The following is a 15438-nucleotide window of genomic DNA, read 5'->3' as shown; positions in this document are numbered from 1 at the left end:
TCAGACACCCAGATCGGAAAGCAGCGCCACGTCGCGCAGCAACGCAGCCGCACTGTCGATCAGCGGCAAAGCGACCAGCGCGCCCGTCCCCTCGCCCAGCCGCATCTGCCAGTCGAGCAGCGGTTCAATGCCAAGCCGGGCCAGCGCCGCGGCATGGCCCGGCTCTGCCGACCGGTGCGCCGCGATCATCGCATCGCGCGTGCCGGGGGCGAGCGTTTCGGCAACCAGCGCGCCAGCCGTTGCGACATATCCGTCCAGCAACAGGGTCGATCCCTGTGCCGCCCCTTGCGCGAAGAATCCGGCCATGGCGGCTATTTCGAACCCGGCGATGCTGGCGATGGCCGCGCGGGGTTCGTCGGGGAACTGTGCCGATGCGCGGGCAACGGCGTCGGCCACCACGCGGGCCTTTGTCGCCAGTATGGCGTCATCGGCGCCCGCCCCCCGCCCGACCGCCTGTTCCGGCGGCGCATCGGCCAACAGCGCGGTCAGGCACGCGGCGGGCGTCGTGTTGCCGATGCCCATTTCCCCGGCGATCAGCACGACATGGCCATCGGCATGGGCGCGCCGCGCCTCCTCTGCCCCCACCGCCCATGCCGCGTCGAACTGATCCACCGTCATGGCCGGGCCGATGACCAGGTCGGCGGTGCCGGGCGCGATGCTGGCCTGATGATAGAAATCGGGATGCGGCGGCGCTGGCGGCATTGCCACGCCGACATCGACCAGCCGCAGGTCGCATCGCTGCGCCGCGGCCAGTGCCGAACTGGTGGCGCGGCCCGCGCGGATGGTTTCGACCATCAGGCCGGTGACCGCCTGCGGCCACGCCGTCACCCCCTGTGCCACCACGCCATGATCGCCGGCGAACAGGACGATGCGGCGCGGGTGCGTTACCGGGTCCAGCCGCTGCTGAACCACGGCAAGGCGGACGGCCAGGTCCTCCAGCCGGCCCAGGCTGCGCTGCGGTTTGGCAAGGGCGTCCAGATGTTCCCGGACGGCGGCGGCATCGATCATGGCATGGACCTCGCAATGGCAAGAATCTGTTCGGTATTCAGATGCACGGCAAGCTGTTCGGCCAGCGCGTCCAGCGCGCGGTCCACCCGGTCGGACTGAAGCACGCCGTCCGATGCCGTGCCGATCCGCGCCAGCCACGCCGCGCGCTGCGCCGGATGATCGAACAGGCGGTGGATGTAACAGCCCGCAATGCGCCCGTCGGCGGAAATGCAACCATCCGTCTGACCATCGGCAAGCCGCAGCAGCGGCCGGACCGTGCCGGCCGGCTCCGTTCGCCCGACATGGATTTCATACCCGGAAAAGGGGGCGTCATCCCCGATGCTGGTGCCCGTCACATCGATCACCCGCTTGTCTGCGGTCAGATGCGTGGCCACGGGCAGATAGCCCAGCCCGGCGACGGTTTCCGGCGGCCCTTCGACCCCGTCCGGATCGGCGATCATCTGGCCCAGCATCTGATAGCCGCCGCAAATGCCCATCAGCATCCCGCCGCGCCGGACATGCGCCGCAATGTCGATGTCCCATCCCTGCGCGCGCAGAAAACCAAGGTCGGCAATCGTCGCCTTGGTGCCGGGCAGGATGATCATTGCCGCCTCGGCCGGGATCGGCTTGCCCGGCGGCACCATGATCAGCCGCACGCCAGGCTCGTTCGCCAGCGGGTCGAAATCATCGAAATTGGCGATGCGCGACAGCATCGGCACCGCGATGGTAACCCCGCCGGACGCGGCATCGGTATGATCCAGCGCCACTGCGTCCTCGGCGGGCAGGTCGCGCACCGCCGCCAGCCACGGCACGACGCCCAGCCCCGGCCAGCCCGTCCGCCGCGCAACCTCGGCATATCCGGCATCGAACAGGCGCACGTCGCCGCGAAACTTGTTGATCAGGAACCCCCGGATCATCGCCGCATCGTCCGGGTCCAGCACGGCTTTGGTCCCGACCAGCGACGCGATCACCCCGCCCCGGTCGATATCGCCCACCAGCACCACCGGCACACCTGCCGCACGCGCGAACCCCATATTGGCAACATCGCCTGCGCGCAGATTGGTTTCGGCCGGGCTGCCCGCCCCTTCGACGATTACCAGGTCGGCCTGCGCCCTCAGCCGTCGCCACGATTCCAGGATGGCGTCCATCCAATGGTCGCGGCGGCGGGCATAATCGGCAGCGCCCAATCCTCCGGCGACGCGGCCATGGATCACGACCTGTGCGCCGATATCCGATTGCGGCTTGATCAGCACCGGGTTCATGTCCGTCGTCGGCGGCGTGCGACAGGCCAGCGCCTGCAGCGCCTGTGCCCGGCCGATCTCGCCATCCGGCCCGCCCAGCGGGTTGCTGGCGACGGCGGCATTGTTCGACATGTTCTGCGGCTTGAACGGCCGGATGGTCAGACCGCGATTGGCAAACAGGCGGCACAGACCGGCGACCAGCACCGACTTGCCGACATCCGACCCGGTCCCCTGCAGCATCAGCGCGCCCATGCGACCACCCCGACCATCAGCCATAACAGCAGGCACGCCCGGCGATAGATCCGCAGCGCCCGGCCCAGATCGGCGGCATCGGGCAGCGGCCCATCCCCCAGCCAGGCCCGATCCGCCATCTCGCCATCATAGCGCACCGGCCCGCCCAGCCGACGGTGCAGCGCGCCCGCCATCGCCGCCTCCGGCCAGCCGCCATTGGGGGATGCGTGGCGGCGCGCATCGCGCAGCATCACCGCAATCCCGCCCCCGCCCGCCACCGCGACCAGCAGGCCGGACAGACGCGCAGGGACCCAGTTGACCCCATCGTCCAGCCGCGCCGCGGCCCAGCCGAACCAGCGATAGCGATCATCCCGGTGCCCGATCATCGAATCCGCCGTATTGATGGCCTTGCACACCAGCAGACCCGGCAATCCCGCGATCAGGAACCACAGGGCAGGCGCCACCACCCCGTCGCACAGGCTTTCGGCCAGGCTTTCGGTTGCGGCCAGTGCAACGCCCCGCTCGTCCAGCGCATCGGTATCCCGCCCGACGATCCGGCCGACCGCCAGCCGCGCACCGGACAGATTCCCCGCCAGCAAGGGCCGCGCCACCGCCCGGACATGATCGTCCAGGCTGCGCTGGGCCAGCCCGGTGGTGGCGATCAGGATCACAACAGCAACGCCCCATCCCCCGCCAGCAATCATCTCGACCGCCCAGCCAGCGCCCGCCGCCACCGCGATCAGCAACAGCATCACCGCCACCCCCGCCGCCCGGCGACGCGCCGGACCACCCCGGTTCCACCCGCGATCCAGCACGCCGATCCCCGCGCCCATCCAGGTCACGGGGTGGCCGATGGCGGCAAACAGCGCGGCGGGATAGCCGACCGCCGCCTCTCCGATCAGCGCGATCAGCAGCTGTTCCGGCCGCGCGATCATCCAGTGCCGGCCCGGCCCGTCGCCACGATCACCGGTTGACCGCTGGCCGTCACGGCACGCTCCACCCTGACGCCATAGGTCGCGCGGATGCGATCCGGCGTCAGCACGGCATCGGCGTCCCCCTGTGCCACGACCACGCCGTCTGCCATCAGCACGACCCGGTCGGCAATGCGCAGCGCGTGATTGAGATCGTGCAGCACGACGACGACCCCCGCACCCGCCCCCGCCACGGCGCGCAGGCATTCCAGCGCGTCATGCTGATGCGCGGGATCCAGATTGGCGAGCGGCTCATCTGCCAGCAGCCATTCCGGCTCCCCCGCCAGCACGCGGGCGAGCAGTACCCGCGCCCGTTCGCCGCCGGACAGGGCGGATACGGGGCGACCGGCGAACTGCGTCACATCGGTTGCGGCCATCGCCCGCACCACGGCCGCCCGGTCGGCCGCCGTCTCGCCCCAGCGCGCGCGGTGCGGATAGCGGCCAAGCGCGACCAGCGTCGCCACATCCACGTCCCAGTGCACGTCCGCCACCTGCGGCAACAGGCCGATGCGACGGCCCAGCTCCCGCCGCGACAGGGCAGCGCGCGGCTGACCGTTCACCAGCACCTGCCCGCCATCGGGCTGCCGCAGCCCGGCCAGACAGGCGAGCAGCGTCGATTTGCCCGCCCCGTTCGGACCAAGCAGCGCCGTCACCTCGCCCGGCCGGAACGTCGCACTAACATCGCGCAGGATCGCGCGGCCGCCCAGCGACAGGCTCAATTGTTCCGCCGCAAGCATGCTCATGCGAGCCTCCGCCGCATCCGGACCAACAGGATCAGGAAGAACGGGCCGCCCAGCATCGACATGGCGATGCCCAGGCGCAGTTCGCTGACCGTCGGCATCGCCCGCACCAGGCTGTCGGCAACGATCAGCAGCAACGCCCCCGCCAGCGCCGCGGGCAGCAGCACCGCCGATGGCCGGTTGCCGACGAACGGCCTTACGATATGCGGCACGATCAGGCCGACAAAGCCGATCACCCCCGCCGTCGCCACCGACGCCCCGACGCACAGCGCAACGCCGATCACGACCAGCAATTGCAGGCGGAGCGGCTCTACCCCCATTGACCGCGCTGCGCTTTCGCCAAGCGTCAGCGCATCCAGCGTCCGCGCGGTCAGGGCAAGCAGCGCGATGCCCAGCCCGATCAGCGGCAGGGCCAGCCAGACATCGTTCCAGCTGCGATCGGTCAGCGCACCCATCAGCCAGGTGACGATCTGCGACGTGGCGAACGGCGTCGGGGCCAGGCTGATCGCCAGCGCGGTCAGCGATCCGGCAATGCTGGACACGATCACGCCCGCCAGCGTGAACACCGTGACGCTGCCCGACCGCCCGACGATCAGCGCGAGCAGCGCCATGGTCAGTGCAGCGCCGGTCAGCGCAAAGCCCGGCAACAGCCAGGCGGAGGCTGCATAGCCGAAATAGAGCGACAGGACGGCACCCAGCGCCGCGCCCGCCGACACGCCGAACAGTCCGGGATCGGCCAGCGGATTGCGCAGATATCCCTGCATCACCGCCCCGGAAATACCCAGCCCCGCCCCGACCAGTCCGGCCAGCATCGTGCGCGGCAGGCGCAGTTCGGCAATGATCGGCCAGCGCGGATCGCCCGCGGCCCAGGCGTCGAGCGGGATCCAGACCTTGCCCGCGATCAGCGATACCAGCATGGCCAGCAGGATCCCGGCGATCAGCGCCAGATTGAGCCGGACCGCACGCATCACAGCGACTGCCGCGCGCGGGCCAGCTGGCCCGCCGCATCGATGATCGTCGGCCCGCCGCAATGCAGCAGCCGTTCGGGATAATCGCGAATGGCAATGCGCCGGTTCAGTCCCGCCAACACCGGATGACCCAGCATCCGGTCCTGCCGCTCCGCGGTGCCGACGGAAAACAGCACCCGCGGCGGGCGCGCCACCATCGGTTCCAGGGGCAGGACATCCCATTGTTTCAGGCCGTAATCGGCGCTCATGTTGCGGTATCCCGTGCGGTTCAACAGGTCATCGGCCAGCGTGCCCGTACCCGGCACCAATCCTCCGCCCTGCCAGATCAGGGCAGGCACCGGCGCTGCGCCACCGGGCGCGGCACGGGCGGGCGCGGCACGGGCGACGGCATCCTCGATCCGGCGGGCCAGCGCCGCACCGGCGGCGGGACGGCGGACGGCATCGGCAATCTGGCGCACCTGTTCCACGCTTTCCGCGACCGTTTCCGGAATGCCGATCTGCACGATCGGAATGCCCATCCGGTCCAGCGCGATCAGCGTCGATGGCGCAACATGGCCGCCCGCAAGGACCAGATCGGGGGCCAGCGCCACCACCTCCTCTGCCGTTCCCGACGTTGCCCGGAACCGCTTGGCCCAGGCCAGCGGGACGGAAGTGGCGCGCGGATCCTGCGAATAATGGCTGATCCCGGCAATCTGGCGCGGGTCGGCAACGTGCATCAGGACGGCATCGACGCACGGATTGATCGACACGATCCGGGGCAGGCCGCGTACCGGCGCAGTGCGCGCCGCCGGGCGCGGCACGGGATCGGCCCCGCACGCGGTCACCGCCACCGCCGCCAGCATCAGGCACGCGGCACGGATCAATATTCGACCCCCTTCTGCGCCTTGAACCCCGCCTTGTACGGATGCTTCACCTCGCCGAATTCGGTGACCAGATCGGCAATCTCGATCAGCGAGTCCTTGGCCCCGCGCCCGGTGATGCAGATATGCTTGGTCAGCGGGCGGTCCTTCAGGAACGCGACAATCTCGTCGATCGGCAGCGTATCCTGGCGCAGCACGATGTTGAGTTCGTCCAGGATCACGAAATCATATTCGGGGTCGAGGATCAGTTCCTTCGACCGTTCCCATGCGGCGCGCGCAGCGGCGATATCCCGCGCGCGGTCCTGCGTGTCCCAGGTAAAGCCCTCCCCCATCACCTCAAAGGTCAGCAGGTCGGGATTGGCCTGAAAGAACGTCTTTTCGCCCGTTTCCCAACTGCCCTTCACATATTGCACGATGCCGACTTTCATCCCCCAGCCCAGGCTGCGGATGGCCATGCCAAAGGCAGAGGAAGATTTGCCCTTGCCATTGCCGGTGTGGACGATCAGCAGGCCGCGCTCCAGCGTGTGGCGCGCCTGTATGCGTTCGCGGGCCGCCTGAACGCGCTTCATCCGGGCGTTGTGACGGGCATAATCCTCGGGTTGTTCGGTCATGCTGTCCTCCATTGCGTCAGGGCGCGTTGCAGCCGGGTCCAGTCCGCTTCCTTGCCCGGCAATCCGATGCGGAGCCAGTGGGGCTGATCGGCAAATGGCCGGGTCAGGATGCCCGCCCGGATCAGGTGGTCGAACAGGGCGTCCCGATCCCCGCTCTCGATCAGGGTGAAGTACGGCGTCCGCCCCCGGATGATCAGGCCATGTCCGGCGATCAGGTCGGCCATCCGCTGCGACCCGTTGATCAGCCGCGCGCGCTGCGCCGCCTGCCATGCCGCGTCGGCATAGGCGGCAAGGCCCGCGACCAGTGCGGGCGCAGCGACGGGCCAATCGCCCAGCAGCGCGCGCACCCGCGCCAGCATCTTCGGCGCGGCGATGACGCAGCCCAGCCGCAATCCGGCCAGCCCGAAAAACTTGCCAAAGGACCGCAGCACGATCAGCCCCGGCACGTCATGCCCGGCCAGGCTGTCGTCCGGCTCCGCATCGGCAAAGGCTTCATCGACGATCAACACTCTGCCGCGCGCCGCCAGCCGTTCCGCCAGCGCCAGCAATGCCGCACGGTCCGCAATCCATCCATCCGGATTGTTGGGCCGGGCAAGAATGACATGGCCGTCCCGCCCGGACAGGTCGTTCAGGTCGCCCAGGTCAGGGCCACCGAAGGATGCGGCCTGCCCGGCGGGCCACATCGCCCGATGACCGGAATATCCGGGGGCACGATACGCCGCCGGGCCGTCCAGCACTGTGCCGATCAGCCGCAGGGCGATGTCCGTCCCCGGAACCGCTGCAACCCGGTCCGGCGACGTCCCGAACACACGGGCAGCCACCGTCTCCAGCCGCGACAGGTCAGCGGGATCGGGCAATGCCGTCATGCAGCCCGCGTCGATCCGCACTGGATAGGGCCATGGGGCGATGCCGGTGGACAGGTCCGTCCACTCGGCCACCTCCGGCAACAGCGCGCGCGCCCGGTCCAGCCGCCCGCCATGGACGGCAAATGGCTGAACCGGGACGCGCGCGATGGTCATGCTCAATAGCTCAGCCGGACACCGACATATCCCGCCCGGCCGGGCGTCCCATAGCGGAAGACGGTTTCATAGCGTTCGTCGAACAGGTTTTCTACGCGGCCGTAAACCTCGATCCGCTCGGTGACTGGCATGGCCGCACGCAGATCAGCCAGAACATAACCCTCGACCACACGGCTGTTGCTGGCGTTGTCAAAGGTTGATCCGACATGCGTCACCGTCGCGCCCGTTTCCAGGCCGAACGACCAGCGATAATCGATCAGCGCGGTCACGCTGTGCTGCGGCCGCCGCACCAGCTGCCTGCCGAAATTGGCGTCGCCCGGCGACCGGTTGGTGGCGTCGGTATAGGTATAGTTCGCCTGAAACCGCAGGGCCTCGACCGGCTGCATGGTCACGCCGATCTCCACCCCCTCGGCGCGCGCGCGGGCGACATTGTCGTACGTGCCGGACGGGCGGTTGGCGCAGATGCCCGTCAGCGGTGCTGTGCAGGAGATAAAGGCGATCAGGTCGGTTGAATCGCGCTTGAAATAGGTCGCGCTCGCCTGCAACGCGCCTTCGACCAGCGACTGCGTGACGCCGGCATCCCAGCCCTTCGACCGTTCGGGGCGCAGCAGCTGATTACCGAAATCGCTCTGCAACTGGAACAATGACGGCGCCTTGAACCCCTCGGCATAGCTGGCGCGGATGGTGGTGCCGGTCTCTGCAACGACCACCACACCGCTGCCGCCGAACGTCGTGGCACCGCCGAACCGGTTGTGATCGTCATGCCGGACCCCGCCCGTCAGGGTCAGTCCGCCAACCGGGCTGGCGACGATCTGGCCATAGACGCTGTCGATCCGCGCCCGACCGACCGTTGCAGGCGCGCCGTAGCTGCTGGTGGAATAGCGGGATGTTTCGCGCTCCGCACCGGCCGTTGCCTGCAATCCCGTGGCGATGTCCAGCACGCCCTGATATTCGAACCGCTCGTTACGGCCATGGGCGGCAAAGGTTTCGGTTTCCGGTTCATCCAGGCTGATGTTGCGGCGGCGGGTGTCGGTATAGGCATAGCCCAGCCGGTTGCGAAAACGCCCCTCGAACAGCGCGGCGTTCAATCCGGTATAGCCGACGAACTCGCGGGTCCGGGCTTGCTCGTTCACATCCCCGAACGCAAAGGCAGGGGGCGCAAACCCGTCGATATTGACGCGGCCATCGGAATACCATCCGCGCGCATCGACCGACACGCCCTCGGCAAGGGCGAGGTTCAGGTTCGCATTGGCGCCCAGATTTTCGTAACCGTCCAGCTCGGTACTGCCGCGCGCCTCGCTGAACGCCGACAGGCCATCGGTGCGGAACCACCCACCCCCGGCACTGGCCGACAGCGGCCCCAGCTTGCCCGCAATGTTGCCAACGACCTGACCTGTATCGCGCCAGCCATATTCCCCGCGCGCATTGACGGTCAGCGCCTCCGTTGGCGCGCGCGTGATCATGTTGACAACACCCCCGATCGCCTGACTCCCCCAAAGAACGGACGATGGGCCGCGCAGGACCTCGATCCGCTCGATATTGCCGACCAGCAGGTTGCCGAAGTTGAAGCCGCCACCCGGCGAGGATGGATCGTTGAGCTTGACCCCGTCGATCAGCGCCACGGTCTGATCGCTGTCTGCACCGCGGATGAACACGCCGGTCGACGCACCGACGCCGCCGTTGCGAACGATGCTCACGCCCGGCACGGTGCGCAGCACGTCGGCGACCGTCTGGGTCTGGCGGCGCGTGAGTTCGGCATCGTCGATCACCGTCACGGACTGGCCAACGCGGTCGATCGGCTGGGCGCCGCGGTTGGCTGTGACGACGATGACGGGCGATGCCCCGTCCTCCGTCACCTGCTCCTGCGCATGAGCAGTGCCGGCAATGGTCAGGACGAACAGCGAAATGGTGGATTTCAGGAATGCAACGCGCATGGTTTCCCCTTTTGAACAACAAAGGGGCCGCACGCGCGCAAAGCACGACAGACGGGTCGCCGGACGTTGATCCGCGCGTGCCACCCCAACCGGATGTCGTCACGCGAGGAAGAACCTCGATCACGCTGAACACCCCGTCCGCGCAAAGGACCGACTGCGGCTGGCAGGTCTCCTGGCTCCCGGGTCGCTGCGGCCGCTCCGCCTTCCCAGCCGGTTGCCCGGCCAGTGGCATAAGGAGCGACCGCTCACCGGTCACAGTTGCGGGGACAGCCGCGGCTTACGGGCTGGTCGCCCGCTTCCGCGTTCCCTATTAATCCCGTCTCCGGGAACCAATCGCGGCCTCCGGTTAGGATAATGCGGGCTCTCCCGCAAGGCGAAAGGCGGGCGACGGGTGCTGACATTCATTCTGGGCGGCGCGCGGTCGGGCAAGAGCCGGCGGGCACAAGCCATGGCGGAGGCGACGGACGGGCGACTGATCTTCATCGCCACGGCGCAAGCGTTCGACGCGGAAATGACCGATCGCATCGAACGGCATCGGCTTGACCGGGATTCGCGCTGGATGACGGTGGAGGCGCCCGTCGACCTGGCCGATGCCATTCGCGTGCACGGGTCAAGCGGCAACGTGCTGCTGGTCGATTGCCTGACGCTGTGGCTCAGCAACCTGCTGATCGCCGAAGCGGATATCGACATGTCGGCAGATGGCCTGATCGATGCGCTGGCAGCCGTGCCCTGCCCGGTTTTCGTGGTCAGCAATGAGGTCGGCCTAGGGATCGTCCCCGACAATGCGCTGGCCCGGCAGTTCCGCGACCATGCCGGCCGCCTGCACCAGCGGATTGCCGCGCAGGCCGATCATGTCGAATGGATGGTCGCCGGCCTGTCGCTTCGCATGAAATGACCGCCCAGCGTGATGACACCGGCAGTCACCACCATGCTGAGGCTAGCGTGGCTCTTTGTAGAATGATGGCAGCAGGGAAGTGGCGGAGAGGGTGGGATTCGAACCCACGGTACCCGTGAAGGCACAACGGTTTTCGAGACCGTCCCAATCGACCACTCTGGCACCTCTCCGCAGAGGCGAACGGGCACCCAAATGCCCCTGGCCGGTCGAATGAAGGCGCGCCTCTAACGCAAGGATGGGCCGGGCACAAGCGCCTCTGTCATCCCTGGCGCAACACGTCCCTTGTTGCGACCGCACAAACCCCTAAATTGAGCCTATGACCAGTGATTCACGACCCGCGGGCAACCTGTCGATGGACAATGTGCCGCCGATGCCCGCCATATCGGCCGCCCGATTTGCGATCGGTGATGTCGTGCGGCATCGCCTGTTCGATTTTCGCGGCGTCATTTTCGACGTCGATCCGGTGTTCGCCAACAGCGAGGAATGGTACCAGGCCATCCCCGAGGATATCCGGCCGCGCAAGGACCAGCCCTTTTACCACCTGCTCGCCGAAAATGCCGAGCAGAGCTATGTCGCCTATGTCAGCCAGCAGAACCTGGTCGTCGACGAAAGCGAAGAGCCGGTCGATCACCCGGACATCAAGGGCCTGTTCGACGATTATCGCGATGGGCGATACTGGCTGAAATCGGTGCATCGGCACTGAGTTTCCGGGGCACCTTCCCGCCCGACCGCGGCAGATTGGCAACACCCATAACCCGTTGATCGCTGCACTGCAGCAGCGGGTTGCGCAGTGCGTCATTGTTACGTAACCATGACTGCACGGTTGATTCTGTGCCGCCGGGTGTTGCGGCAATCGGCCAGAAACCAGACCAAAGCGTGAGAGGATGGCGGGGCACGGGGACTGCGGCGGATGATCATTCCGCTGCAACGATGGGGATCGGGCCGGATGCGATACTGGACCAGCCATGACAGTAGCAGGGGTGCGCCGCCGCGCACCAATGGCGCACCCGCCCAATGATCGGCGCCGCTTCGCCCGTTCTGACGATCAGGACCGCGCGACGCGATGACATTCCCACACTCAACGATCTGATCGCCCGCTCGGCCCGTGGGTTGAGCCACGGCTATTACAACGCCGCCGAAACCGAAACCGCGATCCGCAAGGTGTTCGGCGTCGACAGCCGGCTGATCGAAGACGGCACCTATTACTGCATCACCAATGGCGATGGGCAGCCCGTTGCCTGTGGCGGATGGAGCCGCCGGGCGACGCTGTTCGGCGGGGACCAGGCCGGCGGCCGCACGGATCGCCTGCTGTCGCCCGCCACCGAGGCAGCGCGGATTCGCGCCTTTTTCGTGGCGCCCGAATGTGCCCGGCAGGGGGTCGGCCGGATGCTGTTGAACCATTGCATCGCAGCAGCGTCAGCGGAGGGCTTTACCGCTCTTGCGCTGATGGCGACGCTGCCCGGCGTGCCTTTTTACGCCCGACACGGATTTGTGGCGGGCGAGGAACAGCTTTTCGACCATGACGGTGTGACGCTGCGCTTTGTGCCGATGCGCCGCCCGATCGGCGAATGAACCGATAACCAAAAGAAACCAGCAGCAGGAACCAGCGATGAAACGACAGACAGAATAGAAAAAGAGAGGATCGGAAAGGCTCCTGTTTTCTACGACTTAGCAGAACACAAAGGGGAGCTTTGATGATTGCACGATCCATTTCCATGCGCGCGCTCGCGATCGCGAGCCTGTGGGCATTGCCCACAACTGCATGGGCCGAACCCTTCGCCGCCGATCCGGTGGCGGACGAGCCGACCGACACGGCCGAACCGGTCGTCCAGGAAACGCCCCAGGACGAATCGATCATCGTTACCGGCACCCGGCGGACCGACCGCACCGTCACGCAATCCGCCGTCCCCATCGACGTGTTTTCTGCGCAGACGCTGGAAACCCAGGCGTCCGGCGACATGAACAACCTGCTGCGCAACCTGGTCCCGTCGTTCAACGTCGCGCGGTTCGCCATCGCGGACGGATCGACCTTTGTCCGACCGCCGACCCTTCGCGGCCTTCCGCCAGATCAGATCCTGGTGCTCGTCAACGGCAAGCGTCGGCATCGCGCCGCGCTGGTGCAGATCGGCGGCGGCAGCCTTGCCGCGGGCGCACAGGGCCCCGACCTTGCCCAGATTCCGACCATCGCCATTGAACGGATCGAAGTGCTGCGCGACGGCGCGGCCGCGCAATACGGGTCGGACGCGATCGCGGGGGTCATCAACTATGGCCTGAAGCGCGATGCCGGGCTGGAAGTGAACACCCGCGTCGGCCAGACCTTTCGCGGCGATGGCGAAAGCTATCAGGTGGCGCTGAAATACGGCCTGCCGCTGCCCGAGGGCAATTACACGACCGTCGCCTTCGAATATCTGAAGTCGGAACAGACGAGCCGCGGCGTCCAGCGGCCCGGCGCCCTGTTGCTGGCGCAGAGCAACCCGGCCGTATATGGCGGCATCCGTAATCCCGTTCAGATTTGGGGCGACCCGAAGGTCGAGGCGTATCGCGGATTCCTGAACGCCGGCTTTTCCGTCACTGACGATGTCGAGGTCTATTTCTTCGGCAATATGGGACAGTCGAATCAGGAGGGCGATTTCAACTATCGTCAGCCTGTGCCGTTCACTGGCCCCAACCAGTTCGGCAACCCGACGACCTATGGCGCGGCGGGCGGCATCTTCAACACGCTCTATACCCGCGTCATCCCCGGCCTGACGGATGCGCGGGGTCGGCCCGTCTATGACGGGACCGGCCCGACGTTCAATTTCAACAGCATCTATCCGCTGGGCTTTACCCCGCGCTTTTTCGGCACGGTAAAGGACCTGTCGACGGTTGGCGGCCTGCGCGGCAACCTTGGCGGCCTGAACTTCGATGTCTCGGCCAGTTATGGCGAGAACTCGATCGACTATTACATGACGAACACGCTCAATCCGTCGCTTGGCCCGGATTCGCCGTTCGATTTCTATATGGGTCGGTTGACCCAGCGTGAAACGAACTTCAACGCCGACTTCACCTATCCGGTCGATCTGGGGCTGGCATCGGACCTGACGATCGCATTCGGCGGCGAACATCGGAACGAGGCGTATCAGATCTCGCTGGGCGATCCCGCTTCCTATGCGATCGGGCCTTATGGCCTGCAAAGCTTCCGCGACGCGAATGGCGTCATCCGGACCAATACCGCCCAGCAGCTCGGGTCGAACGGCTTTCCTGGCTATGGCCCGGATTCAACGATCAATCAGGGGCGGAACAGCTACGCCATTTACGGCGAACTGGAAGTCGATCTGATCGAGGGGCTGTCGCTGTCTGGCGCGGTCCGGCACGAAAACTTCGACGGGTTCGGCACCACGACCAACTGGAAGGCGACGGCGCGCTATGAGTTCAGCCCTGCCCTTGCCATCCGCGGCGCGGCCAGCACGGGCTTCCGGGCGCCGACACCGGGCCAGCTGTTCACCACGAACGTCGCCACGGCATTTTCGGGCGCCAATCCGATCGAATCGGCCATCTATCCTGTGGCCACCGCAGCGGCCCAGGCGGCCGGCGCTACGCCGCTGACCCCGGAAACGTCGAAAAACTATTCGGCAGGTGTGGTGTTCACGCCGACATCGGCGCTGTCGGTGACCATTGATTACTATAATATCGAGGTGGATGACCGCATCGGCCTTACCGGGAACATCGAAATCAATACCGAGGCCCGGCGCCAGGCGCTGCGCGACGCGAATGTCGCCAACGCAGAATCGCTCGGCCGACTGCGCTATTTCACCAACGCCTTCGCCACCCGGACACAGGGTGTCGACGTAGTCGCCAATTATGTGCTGAACACCGACATCGGCCGGTTCAACACGACCGTGGCGGGCAATTACAACAAGACCGAGGTGACCCGCGCCGACACCATCAATGCTGGCCCCATCTTCGGCCAGCTGACGCTGATCGATCGGGTCCGCGAAGGGAATATCGAAAACGGGCTGCCGAAATTCCGCGGCAACATCACCGAAACCTACACCAACGGGCCGACGACCATCGTCCTACGGGCGAATTATTTCGACAAATATACCAGCTTTGCACTGCCGGCCGATGGCGGCGATCTGGTGATCGGATCGGAATGGACGTTCGACGTCGAAACCGGCATCCAGATCACGCCTTGGGCGCGGTTTGCAGTGGGTGCGGAAAACCTGCTCAACAACTATCCGGACCGGAATTACCGGGCGACCGGGCTGAACGGTCCGACAGCCAACAATATCCCGGTCCAGAACTGGTATCCGTTCACTGGCGGGACGATTGCGGGTACCGTCTATCCCGACGATTCGCCGATCGGGATCAATGGCGGCTTTTATTACGCGCGCCTCAATCTCAGCTTCTGATCGGGGCTGAACGGACGAAGGGCGGCGGGAGCAATCCCGCCGCTTTTTCGTGGACGATGCACGATGTCGTCCGAATAGCGGGAAATCGTGCCTGATCGGTTGACTTTCCGCCCCCCATCGCATAGCTGGCCCGCTCACCCGCGGAGCCCCTGGCGTCGCGGCATAGATTATATTGGGAAATCGCCGGAAAATGTTCGCAGTCGTACGCACGGGCGGCAAGCAGTATCGCGTTGCCGCAGGAGACAAGATCGTCGTCGAAAAGATCGAGGGCGAGGCCGGTTCGTCGGTCACGCTGGGCGACGTTCTGCTCGCCGGTGAAGGCAGCGAGCTGAAGCCGGTGGACGGCCTGACCGTCACCGCCGAGGTGATTGCCCAGGCGAAGGGCGAGAAGGTTATCGTCTTCAAGAAGCGCCGCCGCCACAATTATCGCCGCAAGAACGGCCACCGCCAGCAGCACACGATCCTGAAGATCGTTGCCATCGGCGAAGCGAAGAAGAAGGCCGCCAAGGCCAAGAAGGCAGAGGCCGCTCCCGCCGAGGCAGAAGCCCCGGCCGCGGAAGCCTGAGCCCCACACGAGACACGAGGAGTAT

14 protein-coding genes, 1 tRNA gene and 1 riboswitch are annotated in these 15438 nt (G+C 66.5%); of the genes, 5 read left to right on the top strand and 10 right to left on the bottom strand.

The features are described 5' to 3' along the window. The 9 genes from cobT to NYR55_RS14610 are packed head-to-tail and all read right to left on the bottom strand — an operon-like array spanning position 1 to position 9562. Positions 1 to 1008, bottom strand: a complete 1008-nt coding sequence (gene cobT, locus NYR55_RS14650) for a nicotinate-nucleotide--dimethylbenzimidazole phosphoribosyltransferase (protein ID WP_260022303.1) — start codon at positions 1006 to 1008, stop codon at positions 1 to 3. Next, the gene (locus NYR55_RS14645) at positions 1005 to 2480 is read right to left on the bottom strand and encodes a cobyric acid synthase (protein ID WP_260022302.1); all 1476 of its coding nucleotides are present in this window, start codon (positions 2478 to 2480) and stop codon (positions 1005 to 1007) included. The genes cobT and NYR55_RS14645 overlap by 4 nt, the downstream gene beginning before the upstream one ends. After that, the gene (gene cbiB, locus NYR55_RS14640) at positions 2468 to 3394 is read right to left on the bottom strand and encodes an adenosylcobinamide-phosphate synthase CbiB (RefSeq protein ID WP_260022301.1); all 927 of its coding nucleotides are present in this window, start codon (positions 3392 to 3394) and stop codon (positions 2468 to 2470) included. Before cbiB ends, NYR55_RS14645 begins: the two co-directional genes overlap by 13 nt. Next, positions 3391 to 4173: an ABC transporter ATP-binding protein gene (locus NYR55_RS14635; RefSeq protein ID WP_260022299.1), complete on the bottom strand. Its 783-nt coding sequence runs from the start codon at positions 4171 to 4173 to the stop codon at positions 3391 to 3393. Before NYR55_RS14635 ends, cbiB begins: the two co-directional genes overlap by 4 nt. Further along, positions 4170 to 5138: an iron ABC transporter permease gene (locus NYR55_RS14630; RefSeq protein ID WP_260022297.1), complete on the bottom strand. Its 969-nt coding sequence runs from the start codon at positions 5136 to 5138 to the stop codon at positions 4170 to 4172. The genes NYR55_RS14635 and NYR55_RS14630 overlap by 4 nt, the downstream gene beginning before the upstream one ends. After that, positions 5138 to 6001, bottom strand: coding sequence for a helical backbone metal receptor (locus NYR55_RS14625; protein ID WP_260022295.1), 864 nt, complete (start codon positions 5999 to 6001; stop codon positions 5138 to 5140). Before NYR55_RS14625 ends, NYR55_RS14630 begins: the two co-directional genes overlap by 1 nt. After that, positions 5998 to 6609 carry a cob(I)yrinic acid a,c-diamide adenosyltransferase gene (gene cobO, locus NYR55_RS14620; protein ID WP_260022294.1) on the bottom strand — a complete coding sequence of 204 codons (612 nt, stop codon included), beginning with the start codon at positions 6607 to 6609 and terminating at the stop codon, positions 5998 to 6000. The genes NYR55_RS14625 and cobO overlap by 4 nt, the downstream gene beginning before the upstream one ends. Further along, positions 6606 to 7628 (bottom strand): aminotransferase class I/II-fold pyridoxal phosphate-dependent enzyme, encoded by a 1023-nt coding sequence (locus tag NYR55_RS14615; RefSeq protein ID WP_260022293.1) that lies wholly within the window; start codon positions 7626 to 7628, stop codon positions 6606 to 6608. Before NYR55_RS14615 ends, cobO begins: the two co-directional genes overlap by 4 nt. A gap of 2 nt (positions 7629 to 7630) precedes the next feature. Beyond that, the gene (locus NYR55_RS14610; protein ID WP_260022292.1) at positions 7631 to 9562 is read right to left on the bottom strand and encodes a TonB-dependent receptor; all 1932 of its coding nucleotides are present in this window, start codon (positions 9560 to 9562) and stop codon (positions 7631 to 7633) included. A 144-nt stretch (positions 9563 to 9706) separates the two neighbouring features. Continuing rightward, positions 9707 to 9911: riboswitch (cobalamin riboswitch) on the bottom strand. A 42-nt stretch (positions 9912 to 9953) separates the two neighbouring features. Here NYR55_RS14610 and cobU point away from each other — a divergent pair. Further along, positions 9954 to 10457 carry a bifunctional adenosylcobinamide kinase/adenosylcobinamide-phosphate guanylyltransferase gene (gene cobU / locus NYR55_RS14605; RefSeq protein ID WP_260022291.1) on the top strand — a complete coding sequence of 168 codons (504 nt, stop codon included), beginning with the start codon at positions 9954 to 9956 and terminating at the stop codon, positions 10455 to 10457. A gap of 80 nt (positions 10458 to 10537) precedes the next feature. On the opposite strand, the gene NYR55_RS14600 is transcribed toward cobU, so the two are convergent. After that, positions 10538 to 10627 (bottom strand) — tRNA-Ser (locus NYR55_RS14600). 146 nt (positions 10628 to 10773) lie between these two features. On the opposite strand from NYR55_RS14600, the gene hspQ reads away from it, so the two are divergent. From hspQ to rplU, 4 genes are all read left to right on the top strand, one after another. Further along, on the top strand, positions 10774 to 11160 hold the full coding sequence (gene hspQ / locus NYR55_RS14595; protein ID WP_260022290.1) for a heat shock protein HspQ: 387 nt from the start codon (positions 10774 to 10776) through the stop codon (positions 11158 to 11160). Between the two features lie 311 nt (positions 11161 to 11471). Continuing rightward, entirely contained in the window at positions 11472 to 12029 is a 558-nt protein-coding gene (locus NYR55_RS14590; protein WP_260022289.1) for a GNAT family N-acetyltransferase, read from the top strand. Positions 12030 to 12172: 143 nt separating this feature from the next. Further along, entirely contained in the window at positions 12173 to 14848 is a 2676-nt protein-coding gene (locus NYR55_RS14585) for a TonB-dependent receptor (protein ID WP_260022288.1), read from the top strand. Between the two features lie 190 nt (positions 14849 to 15038). Then, positions 15039 to 15413 carry a 50S ribosomal protein L21 gene (gene rplU / locus NYR55_RS14580; protein WP_260022287.1) on the top strand — a complete coding sequence of 125 codons (375 nt, stop codon included), beginning with the start codon at positions 15039 to 15041 and terminating at the stop codon, positions 15411 to 15413. The last annotated feature ends 25 nt before the right edge of the window (positions 15414 to 15438 follow it).

Origin of the sequence: Sphingomonas sp. BGYR3 (genome assembly GCF_025153455.1) — a bacterium.
Lineage (GTDB): Bacteria > Pseudomonadota > Alphaproteobacteria > Sphingomonadales > Sphingomonadaceae > Sphingomonas.
Note: the sequence above shows the minus strand (reverse complement) of the source record. Positions and strands in the feature narration are given on the sequence as shown.

Bases quoted from the DNA above. Each gene is read 5' to 3' on its own strand.
- NYR55_RS14615 (WP_260022293.1), bottom strand. From the start codon at position 7,628: ATGACCATCGCGCGCGTCCCGGTTCAGCCATTTGCCGTCCATGGCGGG.
- NYR55_RS14610 (WP_260022292.1), bottom strand. From the start codon at position 9,562: ATGCGCGTTGCATTCCTGAAATCCACCATTTCGCTGTTCGTCCTGACC.
- NYR55_RS14645 (WP_260022302.1), bottom strand. From the start codon at position 2,480: ATGGGCGCGCTGATGCTGCAGGGGACCGGGTCGGATGTCGGCAAGTCG.
- NYR55_RS14585 (WP_260022288.1), top strand. From the start codon at position 12,173: ATGCGCGCGCTCGCGATCGCGAGCCTGTGGGCATTGCCCACAACTGCA.
- cbiB (WP_260022301.1), bottom strand. From the start codon at position 3,394: ATGATCGCGCGGCCGGAACAGCTGCTGATCGCGCTGATCGGAGAGGCG.
- rplU (WP_260022287.1), top strand. From the start codon at position 15,039: ATGTTCGCAGTCGTACGCACGGGCGGCAAGCAGTATCGCGTTGCCGCA.
- NYR55_RS14635 (WP_260022299.1), bottom strand. From the start codon at position 4,173: ATGAGCATGCTTGCGGCGGAACAATTGAGCCTGTCGCTGGGCGGCCGC.
- NYR55_RS14630 (WP_260022297.1), bottom strand. From the start codon at position 5,138: ATGCGTGCGGTCCGGCTCAATCTGGCGCTGATCGCCGGGATCCTGCTG.
- cobT (WP_260022303.1), bottom strand. From the start codon at position 1,008: ATGATCGATGCCGCCGCCGTCCGGGAACATCTGGACGCCCTTGCCAAA.
- hspQ (WP_260022290.1), top strand. From the start codon at position 10,774: ATGACCAGTGATTCACGACCCGCGGGCAACCTGTCGATGGACAATGTG.
- cobO (WP_260022294.1), bottom strand. From the start codon at position 6,609: ATGACCGAACAACCCGAGGATTATGCCCGTCACAACGCCCGGATGAAG.
- NYR55_RS14590 (WP_260022289.1), top strand. From the start codon at position 11,472: ATGATCGGCGCCGCTTCGCCCGTTCTGACGATCAGGACCGCGCGACGC.